Origin of the sequence: Lentzea sp. NPDC058450 (assembly GCF_042721395.1) — a bacterium.
Taxonomy (GTDB): Bacteria; Actinomycetota; Actinomycetes; order Mycobacteriales; family Pseudonocardiaceae; genus Lentzea.
In genome coordinates, this window is record NZ_JBHXLO010000007.1 from 210,072 (window position 1) to 232,223 (window position 22,152).

Annotated in this window: 21 protein-coding genes; 6 read left to right on the forward strand and 15 right to left on the reverse strand. The window is 68.7% G+C overall.

Going from position 1 to position 22,152, the window contains the following annotated elements; translation table 11 throughout:
* The first annotated feature begins 133 nt into the window (after window positions 1-133).
* Window positions 134-1,087, forward strand: coding sequence for a 2,3,4,5-tetrahydropyridine-2,6-dicarboxylate N-succinyltransferase (dapD, locus tag ACFWNN_RS14140; RefSeq protein ID WP_382440301.1), 954 nt, complete (start codon window positions 134-136; stop codon window positions 1,085-1,087).
* 157 nt (window positions 1,088-1,244) lie between these two features.
* On the forward strand, window positions 1,245-2,069 hold the full coding sequence (locus ACFWNN_RS14145; protein WP_382440302.1) for a hypothetical protein: 825 nt from the start codon (window positions 1,245-1,247) through the stop codon (window positions 2,067-2,069).
* 425 nt (window positions 2,070-2,494) lie between these two features.
* On the opposite strand, the gene dapC is transcribed toward ACFWNN_RS14145, so the two are convergent.
* Both dapC and fdxA read right to left on the reverse strand, forming a co-directional pair.
* On the reverse strand, window positions 2,495-3,586 hold the full coding sequence (dapC, locus tag ACFWNN_RS14150) for a succinyldiaminopimelate transaminase (protein ID WP_382440404.1): 1,092 nt from the start codon (window positions 3,584-3,586) through the stop codon (window positions 2,495-2,497).
* Window positions 3,587-3,588: 2 nt separating this feature from the next.
* Window positions 3,589-3,915: a ferredoxin gene (gene fdxA, locus ACFWNN_RS14155; RefSeq protein ID WP_382440405.1), complete on the reverse strand. Its 327-nt coding sequence runs from the start codon at window positions 3,913-3,915 to the stop codon at window positions 3,589-3,591.
* 154 nt (window positions 3,916-4,069) lie between these two features.
* Between fdxA and ACFWNN_RS14160 the strand changes: the two genes are divergently transcribed.
* On the forward strand, window positions 4,070-4,798 hold the full coding sequence (locus ACFWNN_RS14160; protein WP_382440303.1) for a GNAT family N-acetyltransferase: 729 nt from the start codon (window positions 4,070-4,072) through the stop codon (window positions 4,796-4,798).
* Here ACFWNN_RS14160 and ACFWNN_RS14165 read toward each other — a convergent pair.
* The 9 genes from ACFWNN_RS14165 to typA all read right to left on the reverse strand — a co-directional run bounded on the left by ACFWNN_RS14165 (window position 4,774) and on the right by typA (window position 16,732).
* Window positions 4,774-5,205, reverse strand: coding sequence for a hypothetical protein (locus tag ACFWNN_RS14165; protein ID WP_382440304.1), 432 nt, complete (start codon window positions 5,203-5,205; stop codon window positions 4,774-4,776). The two genes, ACFWNN_RS14160 and ACFWNN_RS14165, sit on opposite strands and share 25 nt — an antisense overlap.
* Window positions 5,195-6,031: an N-acetyl-1-D-myo-inositol-2-amino-2-deoxy-alpha-D-glucopyranoside deacetylase gene (gene mshB, locus ACFWNN_RS14170; protein ID WP_382440305.1), complete on the reverse strand. Its 837-nt coding sequence runs from the start codon at window positions 6,029-6,031 to the stop codon at window positions 5,195-5,197. The genes ACFWNN_RS14165 and mshB overlap by 11 nt, the downstream gene beginning before the upstream one ends.
* 77 nt (window positions 6,032-6,108) lie before the next feature.
* A complete protein-coding gene (locus ACFWNN_RS14175) occupies window positions 6,109-7,101 on the reverse strand; it encodes an ABC transporter ATP-binding protein (protein ID WP_382440306.1) in 993 nt (330 codons plus the stop codon).
* Entirely contained in the window at window positions 7,098-8,258 is a 1,161-nt protein-coding gene (locus tag ACFWNN_RS14180; protein WP_382440307.1) for an ABC transporter ATP-binding protein, read from the reverse strand. Before ACFWNN_RS14180 ends, ACFWNN_RS14175 begins: the two co-directional genes overlap by 4 nt.
* Complete coding sequence (locus ACFWNN_RS14185) at window positions 8,258-9,154, reverse strand: ABC transporter permease (RefSeq protein WP_382440406.1); 897 nt, start codon at window positions 9,152-9,154, stop codon at window positions 8,258-8,260. The genes ACFWNN_RS14180 and ACFWNN_RS14185 overlap by 1 nt, the downstream gene beginning before the upstream one ends.
* 28 nt (window positions 9,155-9,182) lie before the next feature.
* The gene (locus ACFWNN_RS14190) at window positions 9,183-10,181 is read right to left on the reverse strand and encodes an ABC transporter permease (protein ID WP_382440308.1); all 999 of its coding nucleotides are present in this window, start codon (window positions 10,179-10,181) and stop codon (window positions 9,183-9,185) included.
* A 94-nt stretch (window positions 10,182-10,275) separates the two neighbouring features.
* Window positions 10,276-12,057, reverse strand: a complete 1,782-nt coding sequence (locus ACFWNN_RS14195; protein ID WP_382440309.1) for an ABC transporter family substrate-binding protein — start codon at window positions 12,055-12,057, stop codon at window positions 10,276-10,278.
* Window positions 12,058-12,358: 301 nt separating this feature from the next.
* The gene (locus ACFWNN_RS14200) at window positions 12,359-14,020 is read right to left on the reverse strand and encodes an ABC transporter family substrate-binding protein (protein WP_382440310.1); all 1,662 of its coding nucleotides are present in this window, start codon (window positions 14,018-14,020) and stop codon (window positions 12,359-12,361) included.
* Window positions 14,021-14,836: 816 nt separating this feature from the next.
* Window positions 14,837-16,732 carry a translational GTPase TypA gene (typA, locus tag ACFWNN_RS14205; RefSeq protein WP_382440311.1) on the reverse strand — a complete coding sequence of 632 codons (1,896 nt, stop codon included), beginning with the start codon at window positions 16,730-16,732 and terminating at the stop codon, window positions 14,837-14,839.
* Window positions 16,733-16,897: 165 nt separating this feature from the next.
* Between typA and ACFWNN_RS14210 the strand changes: the two genes are divergently transcribed.
* A complete protein-coding gene (locus ACFWNN_RS14210) occupies window positions 16,898-17,053 on the forward strand; it encodes a hypothetical protein (RefSeq protein WP_162185756.1) in 156 nt (51 codons plus the stop codon).
* The gene (locus tag ACFWNN_RS14215) at window positions 17,050-17,880 is read left to right on the forward strand and encodes a S41 family peptidase (RefSeq protein ID WP_382440312.1); all 831 of its coding nucleotides are present in this window, start codon (window positions 17,050-17,052) and stop codon (window positions 17,878-17,880) included. The genes ACFWNN_RS14210 and ACFWNN_RS14215 overlap by 4 nt, the downstream gene beginning before the upstream one ends.
* Here ACFWNN_RS14215 and ACFWNN_RS14220 read toward each other — a convergent pair.
* Window positions 17,877-18,179 carry a YciI family protein gene (locus ACFWNN_RS14220; RefSeq protein ID WP_382440313.1) on the reverse strand — a complete coding sequence of 101 codons (303 nt, stop codon included), beginning with the start codon at window positions 18,177-18,179 and terminating at the stop codon, window positions 17,877-17,879. The genes ACFWNN_RS14215 and ACFWNN_RS14220 overlap by 4 nt on opposite strands.
* A gap of 176 nt (window positions 18,180-18,355) precedes the next feature.
* On the opposite strand from ACFWNN_RS14220, the gene trpS reads away from it, so the two are divergent.
* Window positions 18,356-19,279 carry a tryptophan--tRNA ligase gene (gene trpS / locus ACFWNN_RS14225; RefSeq protein WP_382440314.1) on the forward strand — a complete coding sequence of 308 codons (924 nt, stop codon included), beginning with the start codon at window positions 18,356-18,358 and terminating at the stop codon, window positions 19,277-19,279.
* A gap of 12 nt (window positions 19,280-19,291) precedes the next feature.
* Here the strand turns inward: trpS and ACFWNN_RS14230 are convergent, their stop codons facing one another.
* Genes ACFWNN_RS14230 through ACFWNN_RS14240 form a run of 3 tightly spaced genes read right to left on the reverse strand, consistent with a single transcriptional unit; the run spans window position 19,292 to window position 22,029 of the window.
* On the reverse strand, window positions 19,292-20,065 hold the full coding sequence (locus tag ACFWNN_RS14230; protein WP_382440315.1) for a (deoxy)nucleoside triphosphate pyrophosphohydrolase: 774 nt from the start codon (window positions 20,063-20,065) through the stop codon (window positions 19,292-19,294).
* A 9-nt stretch (window positions 20,066-20,074) separates the two neighbouring features.
* Window positions 20,075-21,331, reverse strand: coding sequence for a sensor histidine kinase (locus ACFWNN_RS14235; protein WP_382440316.1), 1,257 nt, complete (start codon window positions 21,329-21,331; stop codon window positions 20,075-20,077).
* On the reverse strand, window positions 21,328-22,029 hold the full coding sequence (locus tag ACFWNN_RS14240; RefSeq protein ID WP_382440317.1) for a response regulator transcription factor: 702 nt from the start codon (window positions 22,027-22,029) through the stop codon (window positions 21,328-21,330). Before ACFWNN_RS14240 ends, ACFWNN_RS14235 begins: the two co-directional genes overlap by 4 nt.
* Window positions 22,030-22,152: the final 123 nt, after the last annotated feature.

Consider the following 22,152-nt stretch of genomic DNA (forward strand, 5'->3'; position numbering starts at 1 on the left):
CCCCCTCGCCCACCACCGCGATCACCTCGTCCCTCAGCTGCGGCGACGGCTCCGGCACAGGGGGCCGCGAAGGTGCGTCCCACGTCCCCGCCGGACGGTGGCGGGCAGGGCGGTCGGACTAAGCTCGGTAGCCGTGAGCACCGCATACGGCATCGGCCTGGCCACTGTGACCCCGGACGGCAGCGTCCTCGACACCTGGTACCCGTCCCCCGTCCTCGGTGAAGCGGAACCCGGCACCACGCGCGTGTCGTCGGCCGAGATCGCCGAGGCCCTCGGCGAGGCCGCCGCGAAGCTGCTCGGTGAGGACCTGGAACGCGGCGTCGAGGTCGTCGGCGTGCGGGTCGCGATCGACCTGGACGCGGCCCCGCGGGACACCTACGACATCTGGCTGCGCCTGCACCTGCTGAGCCACCGCCTGGTCCAGCCGCACGGCGCGAACCTCGACGGCATGTTCGGCCTGCTGACCAACGTCGTGTGGACCAACCACGGCCCGTGCGCCGTCGACGGCTTCGAGCAGACCCGCCTGCGCCTGCGCGTGCGCGGCCCGGTGACCGTCTACGGCGTCGACAAGTTCCCGCGCATGGTCGACTACGTCCTCCCGTCCGGCGTCCGCATCGCCGACGCCGACCGAGTCCGCCTCGGCGCGCACCTCGCCTCCGGCACCACCGTGATGCACGAGGGCTTCGTGAACTTCAACGCGGGCACGCTCGGCACGTCGATGGTCGAGGGCCGCATCTCCGGCGGCGTCGTGGTCGGCGACGGCTCGGACGTCGGCGGCGGCTCGTCGATCATGGGCACCCTGTCCGGCGGCGGCAAGCAGGTCATCAGCATCGGCGAGCGCTGCCTGCTCGGCGCGAACGCGGGCCTCGGCATCTCGCTCGGCGACGACTGCGTGGTCGAAGCCGGCCTCTACATCACCGCAGGCACGAAGGTCACGCTTCCGGACGGCGAGGTCGTCAAGGCCCTGTCCCTGAGCGGACAATCGAACCTGCTGTTCATCCGGGACTCCGTCACCGGCACGGTCCTGGTGAAGGCGCGCAAGGGCACCGGCGTCGAACTGAACTCGGTGCTGCACGCGAACGACTAGGGCCTCACGCGAAACTCGGTGTCAGGGGCCGGTCTGCCAGGGCAGACTGGCCCCCGCCGGCAGAGGGGAGGTGCACGTGCTGAAACAGCGACTTGAGTTGAACGCTCGCGCCGCCATCGAACGTGCCCTCCAGGGCGCGCAGTCCGAGGACTCCTTCGTGGAGTTCAAAACCCAGTGGCCGGTGGACCACGGCAAGGCGGCCCGCCAAATCGCCGCCCTCTGCAACGCGGCCCGCGGCTCCGAGGCGATGTGGATCGTCGGCGTCGACGAGAAGGGCCGCTACGTCAAAGGCGCACCGGCCGAGGAACTCTCCTCCTGGTGGCCGAGAGTGGAAAGCCACTTCGACGGCGTAGCACCAGGCCTCACCACGGTCGCCTTCGACTGGGCGCGCGGCCGCACAGTCGTCGTCCTCTCCCTCCAAACAGACAACGCGCCGTACGTCTTCGTCACCAAGAAGGAGCCGTACAGCCGCGAAATCCCTTGGCGCTCAGGCGAACGAACCCGTTCGGCCCGCCGCGGCGAGGTCCTGGAACTCCTCGTCCCCAAACTGGACATGCCGGGCTGGGAGTTCGTGAGCGCCAGAGCCACCCTCAGCCAGCACTCACCGACGTTGCGCTTCGAGGGCGACCTCTACCTCGAAACCAACCAACCACTCTCACTCCCCCACCACCGCTGCCACTCCTACGCCACCTACGGCCTGGACAGCGAAACGGTGGACCTGGCCTTCAGCTTCCGCACCAACACCCGCGACGTGCGAGCAGTAGAACGGGTCGTCCGAGTAGCAGAACCGGCCGTGCTGCACGTGAGCGCGGACGCGGACGTAGAACTAGACGCGTTCGCCGACCTCTGGGACCTGCACTGGCACCTGGTGCTGGGCCTGGGCCTGAGCGGCGAGGAGATCAGCACGAGCGTCCGCCTGACAACAGACGCGGTGCCACCAAACCAGTTCACAAGACGTGTCTGGTCAGCCCTCAAACCCTGACCCACAAACCCACGGCCCCAACCGCACTCGCGAACGCAAGGCGACCACCGCCGCAAGCCCGGCGCGCGCTCCCAGCCGGCAGCCGTCAACGCAAAGCCAGCCACCTACGAGGCCTGGCACGCGATGCCGAAGGCGAGCCCGAACGGGCTGATGCCACCCCGAGAGCCGGTTACGCCGCTCAAGGCGATTGGGGCTTGACTTTGGGTGCGAGGTGCTAACTTCTCGAGCTCGGCCGGGCGCTTTTCAGCCCGGCCTTTTCCGGCCGACCAGCGCCTCGCAAGGGCCCCGAAGTCAAGCCCCAATCGCAACACCCCAGGTCTTTCGTCGAGACCCGCGCGCCCACCCTCGCAACCGCCGGCCGAAGTGTGGGACGCGACCAACCCCGCTGGAACGCGACATCCCAACGAAACCGGCACCCGCAGAACTCAGCCCTGCAACCGCTCCACCGCAGCCGCAACCCGCTCATCAGAAGCCGTCAAAGCAATCCGAACATGCCGATCCCCAGCGGGCCCGTAAAACGTCCCAGGCGCAGCCAAAATCCCGCGATCGGCCAACCACGACACGGTCTCCCAAGCGTCCTCACCCCGAGAAGACCACAGGTACAACCCAGCCTCGGAGTGCGACACGACAAACCCGGCGGCTTCCAACGCAGGCTTCAACACCGAACGCCGAGCCAAGTACCGAGCCCGCTGCTCAACAACATGCGAGTCGTCGTCCAGAGCAGCCCGCATGGCCTCCTGCACAGGCCGGGGCACGATCATCCCGGCGTGCTTGCGCAACTCCAGCAACCCGGCCACCAACTCGGGATCCCCGAAGATGAACCCGGCCCGATACCCGGCCAACGACGACGACTTCGACAACGAGTGCACAGCGAGCACCCCGTCGAACGAATCCACCACCGACGGGTGCAACACCGAAACCGGCGACGAATCCCAAGGCAACGAGAGATAACACTCGTCAGAAGCCACCACAGCGCCCACAGCACGAGCAGCCGCAACAGCGGACCGCAACTGCGAAGCAGACAACACCCGCCCGGTCGGGTTGGACGGCGAGTTCAGCCACACCAGCCGGGTACCGGCAGGCGGCGCCTCACCATCGGCCAGCCGCACGACGGTGGCCCCGGCCATCAACGCCCCGACCTCGTAGGTCGGATAAGCGACAGCAGGCACGGCCACGACGTCCCCAGGCCCAACACCCAGAAGCGTGGGCAACCACGCCACGAGCTCCTTGGACCCGATCGTCGGCAGCACGGCCTCGGCCGGCAGCCCGACGATCCCGTACCGGCGCTCCACCGCGGCGACGAAGGCGGCGCGCAGCTCAGGAGTGCCGTGCGTGGTCGGGTAGCCGGGGATCGAGGAGACCGACGACAGCGCGGCCTGGATCACGTCCGGGACCGGGTCCACGGGCGTGCCGACCGACAGGTCGACCACGCCGCCGGGGTGCTTGCGCGCCTTGGCGGCGTGGCCGGACAGCTGGTCCCACGGGAAGTCCGGGAGTGCCGGACCTCTGCGTTGGATGATCAATGACCCTCAGCCTGCGGCTCGAGCGCCTTCACGAACTCCGGGTCGGCGCTGACCTTGCCGACCTTGGAGGCTCCGCCGGGCGAGCCGAGCTCGTTGAAGAAGTCGACGTTCGCCTTGGTGTAGTCCTTCCACTCGTCGGGGACGTCGTCCTCGTAGTAGATGGCTTCCACCGGGCACACGGGTTCGCACGCGCCACAGTCCACACACTCGTCGGGGTGGATGTAGAGCATCCGGTCGCCTTCGTAGATGCAGTCGACGGGGCACTCTTCGATGCACGCCTTGTCGAGCAGATCTACGCACGGCTGGGCGATCACATAAGTCACTGCGCTCTCCAACTTCATCTGGTCCACACCGCGCAAGCCGGAGAGTACGCGGCGCATACGAGTATCACCCGGTCAGGCTTGCCTTAGCTGTGCGGTGCGCCACGCCACAACTCCCGCTCGGAAATCCTCTTGTCAACCTAGTCAGGATGGACGGGTGCACACCGTGGATCACCTCGAAACGCTCTGCGCGCGAGCATGGCCCGCCCTGGCAGAAGTTCCGCTCGGAAACTGGTTGATGCGGGCCGCCGACGGGTTCACCGGACGCGCGAACAGCACCCTGACCTGCGGCGATCCTGACATGCCCGTTCCGGACGCCCTCAAGGCCGTGCAGAGGTTCGCCCAGACGCACGGCATCAAACCCACGGCACATGTGGTGAACGGCTCATCTGCGGAGGCCGCGATCGAAGCCGCAGGCTGGAGGGTCGATCTGGATCACCCGGGAGGGGCCGAGTCGCTCGTGATGACCGGTCCGCTGGAGAAGTTCGCGCAGGGCGTAGCCGAGAGTCGTGATCTTCCCGGATGGTGGGAACTGACGGCAGGATCCGAGACGACCACCGCCCAGCGGCACGTGCTCGGCTCCGGTGGCAACGTCTGCTTCGCGAGCCTCACCGACCCGGACACCGGCACCGTGGTCGCCGCCGTGCGGGGCGCGGTCGTCGAGGACCTGCTGCACGTCGCCCGCCTGGCCGTGCGGCCGTCACACCGCCGTCAGGGCCTCGCGCGTCGCCTCATGGGCGAACTGGCGGGCTGGGGCCTCGACCAGGGCGCCACGACGTGCGTGCTCCAGGTCGCCGAGCACAACGAGGCCGCCATCCGCCTGTACGAGGACCTCGGCTGCACCGAGCACCACCGCTACCGCTACTGGATCCCGGCGGTCTCGTAGAGCCCAGGCCGGTTCGCGGCGTTGCGGGCCATCACGGCCCCCACGGCGACCGCACCGGGGAACGCCCCGGCGGCGAAGAGCAGCAGTCCGCGCCAGTCCTGCAGCAGCAGGGCCTGGCCGGAGGCCGCCCCCGGCTCCAGGTACCCGAAGACGGCCAGCGTGAAGAACCACACGAGCAGCGGCAACGCGGCGGTGAAGACCCGCTTCGACAGCCCGGCCGCCCACGACACCATCAACGGGGTCATGACGGCGGCCACGGCGATCGTGATCGGGAACGGCAGGTCGCCCAGCTTCGGCAGCAGCGTGCCGTCGAAGCGGATGGGCAGGTAGATCACTTCGAGCACAGCGAGCATTGCCGCCTCGACGCACAGAAGCAGCAACAACAGCACTCGCCAGCTACCGGTCACCCAGTCCTCCGAACAGATCCGACGACGCCCCCTCGGGTGCCCCCTTGGCGAGCACGTAGTACTCGGCGCCGACCAGCGGCTGCGCGATGTCGTTCGACAACGCGTACCCGCCGTCCCACACACTGACCTGCGTCGAGTGTGCCCTCAAGGCACGCCGTTTGGCCGTCAGGTGCTCCGAAACGTCGACAACCGTTGTGATCTCTTCATCCGGCGTCACCGGCAGTTCGCCGGCCTCGGGCAGCCGGAACGCCTCGGGCACGTTCGCGAGCGCGGCCACACCGGCCTCGGTCGCGTCGCGGGACGTCACCGCGTAGAACACCCGCTCGACCTCCGAGACCTGGGCGCACGCGGCGACCGTGATCTCGTGCGCGCGGATGTGGTCCGGGTGCCCGTAGCCACCGAACGCGTCGTAGCTGACGACGACCTGCGGCTTCACCTCGCGCAGGATCTCGACCAGCTGGGCCGTCTGGTCGTCGAGCGATCCCTGGATGAACGCGCGCGCCTTGGCGTTGGACGGCACGTCGACCATGCCGGAGTCGCGCCAGCGGCCGATCCCGCCGAGGAACCTGTGGTCCGTCACACCGAGTGCGGCGCACGCCGATCTCAGCTCACCCACCCGATATCCACCGAGCTGATCGGCCTGGTCGGCCGCCAGGTGGGCGAGCGCGGACGGGATGATCTCGCCCTCTTCGCCGAGGGTGCAGGTGATGACGGTGACGTGCGCGCCCGCCGAGGCGTAGCGCGCGATGGTGCCGCCGGTCCACAGACTTTCGTCGTCGGGGTGGGCGTGCACGAAGAGCAACCGTGGTGGGGCAGTCAGGGTCACTGAAACAGAGTAAAGGCCGCCCTCATCAGTTGATAAAGGCGGCCTTTGCTAATGACCTCACGTGGTCGGCGCTACTGCTACACCACTGCGCGTTCTTCGGCGAAGTGGCACGCGGACAGCGTTCCGTCCGGGCCTCCACGCCTTTCCAGCTTCGGTTCCTCGGTGGCGCAGATGTCCTGCGCCTTCCAGCACCGCGTGCGGAAGCGACAGCCCGACGGCGGATTGACCGGCGACGGCACGTCACCGGTCAGCACGATCCGCTGGCGCTTGCGCTCCGCCTTCGGGTCCGGCATCGGCACAGCCGACAGCAGCGCCTGCGTGTACGGGTGCATCGGCTTGGTGTAGATGGCCTCGCGCTCGCCCATCTCGATGATCTTGCCGAGGTACATGACCGCGACCCGGTCCGAGATGTGCCGCACCACCGAGAGGTCGTGCGCGACGAACAGGTACGCGAGCCCGAGACGTTCCTGCAGCTCCTCCAACAGGTTCACGACACCGGCCTGCACCGAGACGTCCAAAGCGGACACCGGCTCGTCCAGCACCAGGAACCGCGGGTTCAGCGCCAGGGCGCGGGCGATGCCGATGCGCTGGCGCTGGCCGCCGGAGAACTCGTGCGCGTACCTGCTGCGGTGCTCGGGGTTGAGGCCCACGAGCTCCATCAGCTCGTTGACCCTGCGCTGCACGCCGCCTTCGACACCGTGGATCACCAGGGGTTCCGCGATGATGTCGTTGACCTGCCACTTGGGGTTCAGCGACGCGTACGGGTCCTGGAAGACGATCTGGATGTCCTTGCGCAACGGCCGCAGCTGCTTGGTGCTCATGGACGTGAGCTCGCGGCCCTCGAACTTCACCGAGCCCGAGGTCGGCTTGTGCAGCTGCAGGATCGCGCGCCCGGTCGTGGACTTGCCACAGCCGGACTCGCCGACGAGACCGAGCGTCTCACCGGGGTGCAGGGTGAACGACACCCCGGACACGGCCTGCACCGTGCCGACGTTGCGCGGGATGATTCCCTTGCCGCGCACCGGGAACTCCTTGACGAGGTCGGTGACCTCCAGCAGCGGAGCGGTCACTTCGCCTCCTCTTCAGAAACCAGGGTGCCGTGAACGGCGGTCACTTCGAGCGACTCGTCGGGGTTGGCCGCGACGAACGCGGCGGGGTTCTCGACGGAGCCGATCTCGTCGTGCAGGAACAACCGTTGCGGCGTCTCGATCGTCGCCAGGTGCTCCCAGCGGTGGCAGCGCGTCGTGTGGTTCGCCGAGCCCGCCTCCTCCAGCAGCGGCTCCCACTCGTGGCACACGTCGGTGACGAGCGGGCAGCGCGGCGAGAACGAGCAGCCGGTCGGCAGGTTCACCAGCGACGGCGGCGCGCCCTTGATCGGGGTGAGCCGCTTGCCCAACGTGGACGGGTTGGGCACCGAGCCCAGAAGTCCCACGGTGTAAGGCATCCGCGGCCGTTCGAAGACGTCGTCGACCGGGCCGGACTCGACCACGGTGCCGCCGTACATCACCTGCACGCGGTTGACCATGCCCGCGACCACGCCGAGGTCGTGCGTGATCATCACGATCGCCGCGTCGGTCTCGGTCTGCAGCCGGAGCATGGTGTCGAGGATCTGCGCCTGCACCGTCACGTCGAGCGCGGTGGTCGGCTCGTCGGCGATGATCACGCTGGGGTCGTTGATGATCGCCATCGCGATGACCACGCGCTGCCGCATGCCGCCGGAGAACTCGTGCGGGTACTGGGCCGCGCGCTTGTCCGGCTGCGGGATGCCGACCAGTTCGAGCGCCTCGACCGCCTTGGCCCACGCCGCCTTCTTCGAGACGTCGTGGTGCGCGCGGTAGGTCTCGGCGAGCTGCCACCCCACGGTGTAGACGGGGTTCAGCGACGTCATCGGATCCTGGAAGATCATCGAGATGTGCTTGCTGCGGAACGGCTGCATCTGCTTGTAGGTGCGGCCGTTCAGCTCCTCACCGCGGTAGCGGATCGAGCCCTCGATGACGGCGTTCTTGGGCAGCAGGCCCATGATCGCCATGGAGGACACCGACTTGCCGGAGCCCGACTCGCCCACGATGCCCAGCACGTCGCCGGCGTTGAGGTCGAACGAGACGTTGCGCACGGCGCGGACGTCACCGTCGTCGGTCGGGAACGTGACGCTGAGGTCCTTGACCGAGAGCAACGGCGCGGTGGTGTTGGAGGGCAGGAAGTCCTCCGTCAGTTCGGAAACACTCATCAGGCACGCACCTTCGTCTGCCTCGGGTCGAACGCGTCGCGCAGGCCGTCACCGATGAAGTTGACGGCCAGGGAGAGCGACACGAGCACGATGAACGGACCCCAGAAGAGCCACGGCCGGTTCATGAACTGCCCGTAGTTCTCCAGCACGATCACGCCGAGCGAGGTGTCCGGGGGCTGGACGCCCAGTCCCAGGAACGACAGCGCGGCCTCGGTGAGCACCGCGGCGGCGATCGCCAGCGTGGCGTTGACCGTGATGGAGCCGATCATGTTCGGCACGAGGTGCTTGAAGATGATCCGCGGCGTCGAGGCGCCGCACGCGCGGGCCGCCTCGATGAACTCCCGCTGTGCCAGGGAGAGCGTCTCACCCCGGGTGATGCGGGCGATCGACATCCAGGCGAACGCGGCGAGCACCAGCGCGACGACGTACCAGCTGCCCGAGAACCCCTTGACGACGATCGCGGCGACCGCGATCTGGGGGATGATCAGCAGCAGGTCGACGAGCCGCATCAGCGCCGTGTCGACGAAACCGCGCAGGTAGCCGGCCAGCGCGCCGAAGGTGACGCCGATCGCGGTCGCGAGCGCGGCCACGATCAACGCGATCTGGAGCGAGTAACCGGTGCCGCGCATGAGAAGCGCGAGCATGTCCTTGCCGACCTGGGTGGTGCCGAGCGGGTGCGTGCCGCTCATCGGCTGGTAGGACTTGCTGCTCACGTCCTCGTAGTCGAACGTCCAGATGAACGGTCCGAGGAACGCGAACAGCACGAGGAAGACGAAGACGCCGAGGCTCACCATGGCGAGCCGGTGGCGCAGGAAGCGACGCATGACCAGCTGGCCCTGCGTGCGGGTCTTGGTGGCGTCGAACTCGTGGGAGTCGGACTGGGGAGCGCTGTTCACCACGCCGCCCTCGGACGCCAAGTTGATGTTAGCCAAGGCGAATCCTAGGGTCGAGGATGCCGTACACGACGTCGGCGATCAGGTTGAACAGCACGATCAGGGTGGCCGTGACCGCGAGCCAGCCCATCAGCATCGGCGGGTCGAACTGCCGCACGGAGTTGACCAGCAGCGTGCCCATGCCGGCCCAGCCGAACACGGTCTCGGTGATGATCGCGCCGGACAGCACGGCACCGAAGTTCAGCGAGAACAGCGTCGACACGGGAATGAGCGCGTTGCGGAACGCGTGCCGGAAGATCACGCGGCTCTGCGAGATGCCCTTCGCCCGCGCGGTGCGCACGAAGTCCGAGTGCAGGATCTCCAGCATGGAGGCGCGTTCGAACCGGCTGTAGGCGGCGAAGCTGATCAGCATCAGCGCGACGGTCGGCAGCAGGAACGTGCCGGTGTACTTGAAGATCACCTCGCCGAAGCTGCCGGTGAACCCACCCGGCCGCGGACCCGCGGTGGTGAGCCAGCGGTCCAGCCCCATCGACTCCAGGACGTTGTTGAACTGGATGCCGTAGTTCTTCACGATGACCGCGACGCAGAAGATCGGCATCGAGAACATGAGGAACGCGGTGCTGGTGGCGAGGTAGTCGAAGATCGAGTACTGGCGCACGGCGGCGAGCACGCCGACCGAGACACCCAGTGTCAGAGCGAGGAGTTCGGCGCCGATGACGAGGCGGCCGGTGGTCCACAGCGCGTCGGTGACGGCCGGGAAGACAGCGGTCTTGGCCTGACCGAGGGCGATGCTCTGACCCCAGTCACCGGACAGGAAGTCGGTGAGCCAGTTCCAGTAGCGGACGAAGACGGGCTTGTCCAAGCCCAGCGAGATCTCGGCGGCCTTGATGTCGGCTTCGGTGACGCCGGGCCGGAATCGCATCTCCGCCAAGGGGTTTCCGGCGGTGGCGACGAGGACGTAACAGGCGAAGCTGCCGATCAGCAGGATGGGTATGGAGATCAGCAGGCGCCGGATGATGTAGCGGATCACGGGCGGGCTCCTAGGGGGCAACCCGGCTCGGGCGGGGCCGGACTCGTGGTCCGGCCCCGCCCGGTCAGGCGTTGCGCACTTCAGCTATGGCGATTTACTTGGTCTGCCACTCGTTGGCGTTCCACAGCGCGCCGTAGTAGCTCTGGAAGTACACGCGGTCGAGCTCCTTGAACGCCCACATGTTCGGCATCTGGAAGAGCGGGAGCGAACCGTAGGCGTTCGCGATCTCCTCGTCAGCCTTCGAGAACAGCTTGAGCGAGTCCGAGATCGACGTCTGCGAGACGGCCTCCTTCATGGCGGCGTCGGCAGCCGGAACGCTCAGGTTCTGCCAGTTCTGGCCACCGCCGGTCTCGTAGATCGACTTCTTGTCGCTCTTCAGCGGGCCACCGGACCACGCGAACAGCGCGACGTCGTAGTCACCCTGCGAGACGCGCTCGTCGAGGAAGTTCGGGTCGGTGTCGTCCTTGACCTCGATGCCGGCTTCCTTGCACTGGCCCTGGATCAGCTCGACGGTCTGCTTGCGACGCGGGATGTCGGTGTGGCTGATCCGGAAGGAGGCACGCACGCCGTCCTTCGCGAACACGCCGTCCGCACCCTGCGCCCAGCCGGCGTCGGTGAGGATCTTCTTCGCCTCGGCCGGGTCACCCTTGGCCTTGTCGGCGTAGACGTCCTTGTAGCCCTCGTCCTTCGGGAAGAAGATCAGGCTGCCGAGCGGCTTCGCGTCGGCCTGGACCTCGGTGATCAGCTTGTCGATGATGTCCTGGCGCTTGACGCACATGAAGAACGCCTTGCGGATCTCTTCCTTGGCCAGCACCGGGTTCTTGAACTGGATGTCCAGGTGCTCGAACGACAGGCCGGGGCCCGCGCCGAACGTGATGCCCTGGGCGCTGAGGCCCTTCAGCTTCGTCGCGGCGTTCGCGTCGGGCTGGGCCATGGAGTTGACGGCGACCTCACCGTTCTCCAGCGCCTGCGCCTGCGCGACGGGGTCCGGAACGGCCTTCAGCACGATCTTGGCCGGGCCACCGGGCTTGCCGGCCCACTTCGGGTTGCGCTCGAGCGTGACCGACTGGTTCGGCTCGAAGGCGGTCAGCATGTACGGGCCCGCGCCCGGCATGAGGTCCTTCGTGAAGCCGTTCCACTTCTCGTTCCAGAAGTCAGCAGCCTTCTGGATGTCGGCGGGAGCGGAGTCCTTGTTCAGCTTGGTGATGTCGGCGATGCCGGCGTTCTTCTCCAGGATGTGCGCGGGGAGAACGTCGTTGTTGAACATGCCGATGTAGTCCGGGTACGGCGACGAGAACGAACCGACGAACGTCTGGTCGTCCTTGCACTCACCGGTCATCAGGTCGTACCCGGTGGTGCCGGCCGGCTTGAAGTACTTGGTGTCGTCGGCCTTCTTGGCCGAGTTGCTCTGGGTGAACCAGGCCATGTAGAAGTCGTCGCAGTCCCAGGCCTCGCCGTCGGACCAGGCAACGCCCTTCTTCAGCTTCCACGTGACGACCTGGGGAGACTTCGAGGTGACCTCGACGCTCTCCATGACGTCCTTGTTGAGGCTGTACTTGTTGTTGCCGTTCAGGATGTGCGCACCCGGCTGTGCGAGAACCAGCGCGAACGTGTTGTAGGACTGGTTGGCGTCCTCGGTCGCGTTGTTGTACGACGTGAACGCCTTGTCCGTAGAGACGACGATCTGGTCGCTCTGCTTGGTGTCCGGCGCGGTGTAGCCGTCCGCGGACTCACCGCGGGCAACAGCCATCTCCGCGATGGTGGCATCGCCGCCGTTGGCGTCGCTCGTGCCACCTCCGCCGCCACCGCAGGCACCCAGCACGAGTGACGCGCTGGCCACCAGCGCGATCGCCGGCAGTGCTTTGGTTCTCCTCATCGACACGTGCCCTCCTAGCACTGGGCGGCCGTGGCCTGGTCGGCTTGCACGCCCATAACCGTGATGTGCCATACGCGCCCCGAACCGGCACATCGTGGGCAGCACGGTAAGAACCCGCTGAGGTGGCGGTCACTACCTGGGAGGGGGATCGTGACCCAATGGAAACAGGTTGTAGCGCGGCGCAATGGCCCGATTACCGGGCGCGTGCGTTCGTTGACCGGGCGCCAGAAATTCTGTCAACGAGAACGGCCGAACGTAGCAACGGTTGAACAACCCGCGCAAACGATTTACGGCCCCCCGACTACTTGTCGAGGCGCCGCCATTCGGGTGCACCGCTGAGCACGCCCGCCAGGGGTGCCCCGGTTCCGACTCCTGAAACCGTCGGCAGCACACCGAGCAGGTCGACGACCTGGAACAGCGGCACCGCCACGGCCTGCCCGGCGATCAACGGCTCGACCCGCGCCAGCACGTCCGAGAGCAACGCCTTGCCGTTCAGAGCCGCGTCGATGTCGGCCTGGATCGACGGGTCGCAGAAGCCGGACGGGTTCTTGGGGCTGGGCGTGGCGCCGTCGGGGGCGTCACCGGGGCAGCCGAACTCGCTCGCGAGCGCCGCCGCGGAGTCGCCGGCGTCGACCCGCGGCACGACCGCGATCTCGACGTTCTCCTCGACCAGGTCCTTGCTGAAGAGGTCCTCGGCCGTCGGGGTGATGACCTCGGCGTCAATCCCCCGGTCCCGCAGTTGCACCTTGAGCCGGTTCGCGATGCTCACGTACGGCTCGCTCTTCTCGGGCGCGGCGATCCTGAGCTTGAACGGCTTGCCGTCCTTCTGCCACTCGGTCCCGGCCTTCACGTACCCGGACTCGGTCAGCAGCTGGTCGCTCAGCGCGGCGTCGAGCGTGTTCGCGTTGATGGTCTTCACGTACCCGGCCCGGCTCGGCGGCACGACGTAGGAGTCGGCGCGGAACGAGGCACTGGGCCCGCTCTGCGTGCCGGACGCGATGAGGGCCTCCCGGTCGATGGCCGCCACGACCGCCTTGCGCACCTTGACGTCCCTGAGCGTCGTGCTCGTGGGCCTCAGCAGGACCTGCACGACCTCGTTGCGCGGCACGGGTTTCGTCGTGACCTTCGCGATGCTGTTGAGCAGGTTCACATCCGCCGCGTCGGCCCTGAGGAGTGCCGCCTGGTTGTCGCCTTTGGACAGTGACTCGGCCATCTGACTGTGCGTGGCGCGCCGGATGACGACCCGGTCCAGCGTCGTCGGCACCTCCCAGTACCGGTCGCTGCGCTCGAGCACGACCTCACCGCGAGGCTCGTCGAGGCTGCGCACCTGGAACGGCCCCGCCGTGGCCGGGAAGTTGGTCGACAACACGTTCGCCCACGTGCCGGGCGCGTCCTTGAGCAGGTGCGCGGGCAACAGGTTCGAGAACAGGCTCCGCCACCCCGGGAACGGCTTCCCGAAGGCGACCTCGACGACCTTGCCGCCCTCGCGCGCGCTGATGTTGTTGATGAGCCTGTAACCGGCCGGATCCACGACACCGGGCTCGGCGCGCATACGCTGCCAGAGGTAGTAGAAGTCCTCGGCGGCGATGGGCGCGCTGTCCGACCAGCTGGCGTCCTTGCGGATCGTGTAGGTGACGGTGAACGGTTCGGCCTTGGTGACCTTCGCGCTGACCATCAGGTTGCGGTCCAGCTGGGGCGCGCCGTCGTTGCCCGGTTTGAACGGGGACGGGAGCAGCAGCGAGCTCAGGGCCGTGGTGATGGGGCTTTGGGCCGCCAGCGAGTGCGGGTTGTAGCCGCCGGCCACGTCGTCCACGCCGACCACGATCTCGGTGACCTTGGGGCCCGTCGTGGTGATGACCGGGGCCTCGGACTTGGGGACCAGCGGGGGAGGGGGCGCGTTCGTGCACGCCGCGGCTGTGGTGCACAGCACTGCGGCGGCTAGCACTCCCCCGAGTCGCCTCATGGTCCTCACATTGCCAGAAGGGTGGTGGCGGTGTTCGGGCAACCCAGGTTTTGTCACCCCTGCCACTCGTTGGACGTGTGCGGCTGGTGCGGGGTTGCTTGTCCCGGTGGGTAGTACGGGTCACCTGGACGAGTGGTTCGGCTTGGGGCAAAGACAACCGCGGACGAGCGTGGTCCATGCATCGCCGCTTCGCGACGATAGAGATTGGGGCTTGACTTCGGGGCCCTTGCGAGGCGCTCATCGGCCGGAAAAGGCCGGGCTGAAAAGCGCCCGGCCGAGCTCGAGAAGCTAGCACCTCGCACCCAAAGTCAAGCCCCAATCTCAAGCGTGCGTGGTTGCGTTGGGGCGGGTACGTCACCGTTACCGCTTGACCGGAGCTAAGAGGGAGGGACGCCTCGCCTTCGGCATTGCGCTCGGGTCTTGGCCGGGCGCTCGGCTGCGCCATCGCGATGCTTGCGCTCGTACGGGCTCGCCTTCGGCTTCGCATCCCCTCAAGCCATCCTTGACCCGTCTTGCCTCACCCCGTCTTGCCTCACCCCGTCTTGCCTCACCCCGTCTTGCCTCACCCCGTCTTGCCTCACCCCGTCTTGCCTCACCCCGTCTTGCCCTTACCACGTCCCGCGCGCTCAGTTCCCTCGCTCCGCCGGACTGTCAGACCCTCTGAGTACGTTGGGTTGCGGGGGATCGAAATTCCAAGGGGACCCTTGCGCCAGCCTGCCCGCCTGGCCGCATCCCCCTCACCTACGCCCTCCCCCGGAAACGACGAAGGGCGGCAGAACCCTCTCGGGTCCTGCCGCCCTTCGCGTCAGCGTGTGACTAGCCGCGGTTCTTGAGGCGCGAGCGCTCGCGGCCTCGGAGGTTGGCGTCCAGGATGACCTTGCGGACGCGGATGACCTCGGGGGCGACCTCGACGCACTCGTCGAAGGCGCAGAACTCCAGGGCCTCCTCCAGCGACAGCTTGCGGGGGCGCGCCAGGGTCTCCATCACGTCCGCGGTGGAGGAGCGCATGTTGGTGAGCTTCTTCTCGCGGGTGATGTTGACGTCGAGGTCCTCGGCGCGCGGGTTCTCGCCCACGACCATGCCCTCGTAGGCGTCGGCGCCGGGCTCCACGAAGAAGGTGCCTCGGTCGGCCAGCTGGATCATCGCGTAGGCGGTGATGGAGCCGGTGCGGTCGGCGACCAGGGAGCCGTTGTGGCGGGTGCGGATCTCGCCCGCCCACGGGCCGTAGCCCTCGGAGACGGCGTTGGCGATGCCGGTGCCGCGGGTCTCGGTGAGGAACTCGGTGCGGAAGCCGATGAGGCCTCGCGACGGGACCACGTAGTCGAGCTTGATGCGGCCCGTGCCGTGGCCCGACATGTTCTCCATGCGGCCCTTGCGGTTCGCGAGGAGCTGGGTGACGGCGCCGAGGTGCTCTTCCGGGCAGTCGACGGACAGGCGCTCGAACGGCTCGTGGATCTTGCCGTCGACCGTGTGCGTGACCACCTGGGGCTTGCCGACGGTCAGTTCGAAGCCCTCGCGGCGCATCTGCTCGACCAGGATGGCCAGGGCGAGCTCGCCTCGGCCCTGCACCTCCCAGGTGTCCGGGCGCTCGGTCGGGAGGACCTTGACCGACACGTTGCCGACGAGCTCGGCGTCGAGGCGGGCCTTGAGCACGCGGGCGGTGAGCTTGGTGCCGCCGTTGCGACCTGCCAGCGGCGAGGTGTTCACACCGACGGTCATCGAGATGGCCGGCTGGTCGACCGTGATGCGGGGCAGCGCGACCGGGGTCTCGGCGTCGGCGAGGGTGTCGCCGATGGTGATGTCCGGGATGCCGGCGATGGCGACCAGGTCACCCGCGCGGGCGAGCTCGGCCGGCTGGCGGTCGAGGGCCTCGGTGATCAGGAGCTCGGTGATGCGGACCTTGACGGGCTCGCCGTCCTCGCGGCACCAGGCCACGGTCTCGCCCTTGCGCAGCGTGCCCTGGTGGATGCGGCACAGCGCGATGCGGCCGAGGAACGTCGAGGCGTCGAGGTTCGTGACCAGCGCCTGGAGCGGGCCGTCCACGTCGACGTGCGGGGCCGGGATGTGCTTGAGCAGGACCTCGAACAGGGTGTCCAGGTTCTCCTCGTCCGGCAGGCCGCCGTCCTCGGGCTGGGTCAGCGAGGCACGGCCGGCGCGCGCGGAGGCGTAGACGACCGGCAGGTCCAGCACGGACTCGTCGGCGCCGACCTCGGTCGCCAGGTCGAGCAGCAGGTCGTGGGCCTCCTCGACGACCTCGGAGATCCGGGCGTCGGGGCGGTCGACCTTGTTGACCAGCAGGATCACCGGCAGGCCGGCGGCGAGGGTCTTGCGCAGCACGAAGCGCGTCTGGGGCAGCGGGCCCTCGGACGCGTCGACGAGCAGGACGACACCGTCGACCATCGACAGCGCGCGCTCGACCTCGCCACCGAAGTCGGCGTGGCCGGGGGTGTCGACGACGTTGATGATCACGTCGCCGTCCGGCGTGTGCCTGCGCACGGCCGTGTTCTTGGCGAGGATCGTGATGCCCTTCTCACGCTCGAGCTCGCCCGAGTCCATGACCCGGTCGACGAGCTCGGCACGCGCGGAGAAGGCGCCGGACTGGCGCAGCATGGCGTCGACCAGGGTGGTCTTGCCGTGGTCGACGTGCGCGACGATCGCGACATTTCGCAGGTCAGTGCGCGTCTGAAGGGCAGACGCGGTGGCCGTGGGCACGCAGAACTCCTAGAGCTTCGAAGGCGTTGGAGGGGCTCGCGCCGGACACTTCGATGCGCAGGGCCGTTGCTCATACTACCGGCTGCATCGCCATTACCACACAAGAGTGCCAGTGAACTGAGCCTCACCTACTCTAGCGATACGTGTCGGAGTGGAGTTCAACCAGTGGGTAAAAAGCTCAAGAAGAAGTGCTGCCGTTCGAAGCCCCAGTGCAAGCGCTGCCCGGTTCCGTTCCTGCTCAAGGAGCGCGACAAGGCCAGGAAGAAGGCCGCGAAGAAGGCGGCGAAGGCAGCGAAGAAGGCCCTCAAGAAGGCTGCGTGAGCTCGGGCCGCGCGGACGTCGGCAGGGCGCTCGACCTCCTCCGGCGTCACTCGATCGAGCGGGACCGGGTCGACTGGGCCGTCCTGAGTGCTGAAGCTCACGCCATCGAGGACGCCGACGACGCGATCCGGCACGTGATCGCCACCCTCGGCAACCCGCACACCCACCTGATCACGGCCGAACGGGCGGCCGCACCGCCGCGTTCCGGTCCGCCGACCGGTCAGCTGGTCGGGACGACCGCGTGCCTGCGGCTCCCCCAGACCCACGCGCGCCACGGCCACGCCTACGTCCGCGCCGGGCTGAAGGTGCTCAGGGGCCTCATCGGGGAGAGACCGGCCGGGTGGGTCGTCGACCTGCGCGGCAACCGCGGCGGCGACATGCACCCGATGCTCACGGTCGTCGCCCCGCTGCTCGGCGAAGGCGAGCACGGCCGGTTCGTCGGGCACGAAGGCGAGTCGACCGGCTGGGGCGTCCGCCGCCGGCACGTCTACAACGGCACGAGAAAAACGTTCCGCCTGCACCGCGTCCCGAGGCCCCAGCACGGTCCGGTCGCGCTGCTCACCGACGGCACCACGGCCAGTTCGGGCGAGGCGGTGCTGGTCTCGTTCCTGGGGGCGCCCCGCGCGCGGTCGTTCGGCGCCCCGACGGCCGGGTTCGCGACGGCCAACCAGACGTTCGCGCTGCCCGGCGGCGCCCGGCTCGCGATCACCACCGCGGTCATGGCGGACCGGACCGGCAGGACGTACGGCAACGCCCCGATAGCCCCGCACGTGCCCGCGGACGACGCGCTCACCAAGGCCATCGAGTGGATCGAGAACCAGGACTAGTGCTGGAGCACTGCCTCGTTCAGCTTCATCAGCTCCGGCGCCGTCCGAGTCGCCTCGAACTCGCAGATCTCGTACTTCACGAGCTTCTGCTCCGCCCACGGGTCCGTCGCGAGCAGCGCTTCGAGCTTGCCCCGGGGCATGGGCCGCGTGATGATCACGCCACCCGTCCTCGGCACCTGACGCCCCGAGGCGAGGAAGAGTCCCCGCTCGTACTGCTTCTCGACCCACGCGCGGTGGTCGGGGAGGGCGTAGTCGATCTGTTCCAGTGGCGCGGAATACTTCAGCAGCACGATGAACATCCTTCGACGGTAGCCCTATACTGGGCGACGTGCGCACTCTGAACGCCTTCTGGTGGGCCGCTTTCAGGCGGCCGGAGTAGACGCGCGCTCGGAAGAGACGCAGGCCGCCCCGACGGGCGGCCTTTTTCATGCCTTCGCCCCGGGGTGGTCACCCAGAACCCCAGGGAAGGACCATCATGATCAGGCTCTCCGCCATCACCCCGTCCGGCCAGGTGCACCTCGGCAACTACCTCGGGGCACTGCGCACGTGGGCGACCGAGGGCACCGACGAGGACGTGTACTTCATCAGCGACCTGCACGCGATGACGTCGTCGCACAACCCGCAACGGCTGCGATCCATGACGCGCGAGCAGCTGGCCGTGCTCGTGGCGTCCGGGATCGACCCGGCGAGCGTGTGCGTGCAGAGCGACCTCATCCGCGAGCTGGGGGCCCTGAACTGGGTCCTGGAGTGCACCTGCACCTACGGCGAGGCCGCGCGGATGATCCAGTTCAAGGAGAAGTCGCTCGGCCGCGAGTCGGTGCGGCTCAGCCTGCTGACCTATCCGGTGCTGATGGCCGCGGACATCCTGTTGCAGGGCACGGCCGAGGTGCCGGTCGGCGAGGACCAGCTCCAGCACGTCGAGCTGGCGCGGGCGTTGGCGCGCCGGTTCAACCACGCCTACGGGGACGCGTTCATCGTGCCCACGGCGGTGGTGCCGAAGGTCGGCGCGCGCATCAAGGACCTTTCGGACCCCGCGCGCAAGATGGACAAGTCGGCGCAGAACTCCGCCGGCGTGGTCTTCGTGCTGGACGACCCGGACCTGGTGCGGCGCAAGGTCCTCAGGGCCGTGTCGTCGACCGACGGCATCGCGAACCTGACCGAGATCCTGGCCTCCTGCACCGGCAAGGAGCCCGAGGACTACACGACCAGGTTCGCCGACCTGAAGAACGACGTGGCGGAGGCCGTGATCGAGGAGCTGCGGCCGGTGCGGGACCGGACGCTGGCGCTGCTCGCCGACCCCGCCGAGCTCGACCGGATCCGCAAGGCCGGTGCGGAACGGGCGCAGGAGCGCGCCCAGCACCGGCTGACCGCGGCGCTGCGGCTGTCCGGCCTCAGTTGAGGAGAACCTGCCTCAGGTGAGGAGTTCCTGAAGGGCCGGCACCAGCACGCGGTCGGCGGGCAGCCAGTCCACGGCGGGCAGCTCGCCGGCGGTGAACCACCGGACAGCGTTGTGCTCCAACGCTTCCGGCTCACCGCCGGCGAGCTCCGCCGCGAAGATCCGCAGCACGAGATCGCGCTTCAACGGCACGTCCGGCCCGACCTGCTCGCCGACCAGGACCGAGACGCCCAGCTCCTCCAGGCATTCGCGCACGAGCGCGTCCGAGGGCTTCTCCCCCGCCTCGACCCGGCCGCCGGGCAGCTCCCACTTCCCCGCGGTGTCAGCGGGAAACGACCGCTGCTGGGCCAGCATCCGTCCATCCCGGACGATCGCCGCCCCGACCACGACCCGCGCGGACACCAGCTCGGCACAGCGGGCGGCCAGCAGCGCGGACCGCTTCTGCAGCACGCGCAACGCCATCCCGCGTCCGACCGTGACGTCCGCGAACCGCCCGACGACCCCGCCGACGGCCTTCCACGACACCCGGTCGATCACCATCGTCCCGGCCCCGGTCACCACGAGATCCGTGTGCAGCTCCAGAAAATCGCCGGCAGCGGACACACCGGACAGATCAGCGCGGGTCACCACCAACCGGACACCGAACGGCCCGACGAGCTCGTCTCCCAGGCACAGCAACGGTCCCGGCACCCGCACGCCGAACCCCGCGATCAGCGAGGTGTCGAGCAGGGCACCGGCAACGGCGGCAACAGGCGCGTCGACCAGTGCCGACGCTCGCAACTCTGGCACCAGAGCTTGCTACCAGGACGGCCAGCGGATCTCCAAACGCGCACCACCGGCGGGCGACTCCGCGGCCAGCACGCTGCCGCCGCGCCGTTGCACGAGGTGCGCCACCAGCGCCAGCCCGAGGCCGAAGCCGCCGGAGCGCCGCCCCCGGTCCTCGTCCACCCGGTAGAAGCGGTCGAACACCTTCGCGCGGTGCTCCACCGGGATCCCGTGCCCGTCGTCGTCCACGATCAGCCGCACGTCCCGCCCGACCGGCACCAGCGTCACGGTGATCGTCGAGTACGCGTACCGGGCGGCGTTGCGCAGCAGGTTGTCCAGCACCAGCTCGACCTCGGACCGCGCCGCCGACACCAGGCACGCCGACGGCGGCGCGTTCAGCCGCACCAGCAGCTCCGCGTCCAGCCGGGAGATCGCGGCCTCGGCCTCCAGCACGAGGTCGACGGCCTCGGCGCGCGGCGGCGCCCCGGTGTCCGCGCGGGCGAGGATCAGCAGCGAGTCCACCAGCGCGCTGAGCCGGATCGACTCCTCGACCACCGACTCCAGCACCTCGATGGAGAAGTCCGGATCTGGGTGCGCCACCGCGACCTCGGCCTGTGCCCGCACGGACGCGACCGGTGACCGCAGCTCGTGCGCGGCGTCGCCGGTGAAGCGCCGCAACCGGTCCGAGGCGTCGTCACGCCGGGCCAGCAGGGCGTTCAGCGCCTCGGCCAACGCCTGCAGCTCATCGCGCGACGGCGGCACCGGCAGCCGTTCGCCGTGCGGCAGCTCCCCCGCGGCGACGCGCATCCGTTCGACCGGCCGCAACGACGACCGCACGGCGAGCCAGGTCGCGATCCCCACCAGCCCGGCCACCAGCACGGCGGCGACGGCCAGCCAGCGCGTGCCGAGCGTGTTCGCGCTCCCGTACCCGAGCAACGTGCTGCCGTACACCTCCAGCCGCGGCGTTCCGTCCCCTCCGAACACCACCTGCCCGCGGAACCGCAGCGCCGACTGGCCCTCCATGCGCAGCACCGGCTCGCCGGACTTCAGCGACCGGATGTCCTGCGCCGTCAACGGAAGCGGCGGCCCGCCGTCCACCGGCACCCCGGCGACGTCGAGCACGCGCGGCGGTGCCTTCTCCAGCTCCTGGTCCACCGCCGTTATCTGGATCAGCCCGATCAACGCCGGCGCGATGCTGGTGAACGCGAGCAGGCAGAGCAGCGCGACCCCCGTGGCCACCACGGTGATGCGGAAGCGCAGCGTGCGCCGCAGCCACCAGCCAGGGGTCACTTGTTGCCCAGCGCGTTGTCGAGGTCCGGAGTGGACGCGATGTACCCGTGCCCGCGGATCGTCCGCACGACCTCACCGGCTCCGACGGCCTCCAGCTTGCGCCGCAGGTACCCGACGTAGACCTCGACGGCGTTGCGCGTCGCGGCCTGCTCGTCGCCCCACACCGTGCGCAGCAGCTCGTCCTTGGTCACCACGGACCCGGCCCGCGACGCCAGCACGTCGAGCACCGCGTACTCGCGCGGCGACAGCGACACGTCCTGCCCGGCCCAGCTGACCTCGCGCAGCCCGCGGTCGATCACGAGGCTGCCGAGCGTGAGCTTGCGGCGAGCGCCTCCCCCGCGCCGCAGCAGCGCCCTGACCTGCGCGACCAGCACGACGAAGCTGAACGGCTTGACCAGGTACCCGTCGGCGCCGAGGTCGAGCCCGTCCGCCTGGTCGATCTCGCCGTCCTTCGCCGACACCATCAGCACCGGCGTCCGCACCCCGTCGGCCCGCATGCGTTGCAGCACGCGGTATCCCGAGAGGCCCGGCAGCATGATGTCCAGCAGCACGACGTCGAACGCCCCGGTCAGCGCGACCCGCAGCGCCGTGGGCCCGTCGGAGGCCGTGACGACCTCCATGCCCTCGGCCGAGAGCCCGCGCTCCAACGCCCGGCGCACGCCGACTTCGTCGTCCACGACCAGCACACGAGGCTTCACGGGTCACAGCATGCCGCGCCGGACTCTCAGCTGCCCGCAAGATCTCAGCCGACTCTCAGAAACCATCGCGCGGCAGGCACAAAACCGCAGGTGAGCGTAGTCTCAGCACCATCTCAGCAACCC

Coding starts and splice junctions, on each gene's coding strand:
- ACFWNN_RS14180 (WP_382440307.1), bottom strand. CDS start 8,258: ATGAGTGTTTCCGAACTGACGGAGGACTTCCTGCCCTCCAACACCACC.
- ACFWNN_RS14195 (WP_382440309.1), bottom strand. CDS start 12,057: ATGAGGAGAACCAAAGCACTGCCGGCGATCGCGCTGGTGGCCAGCGCG.
- ACFWNN_RS14200 (WP_382440310.1), bottom strand. CDS start 14,020: ATGAGGCGACTCGGGGGAGTGCTAGCCGCCGCAGTGCTGTGCACCACA.
- ACFWNN_RS14220 (WP_382440313.1), bottom strand. CDS start 18,179: ATGTTCATCGTGCTGCTGAAGTATTCCGCGCCACTGGAACAGATCGAC.
- trpS (WP_382440314.1), top strand. CDS start 18,356: ATGATCAGGCTCTCCGCCATCACCCCGTCCGGCCAGGTGCACCTCGGC.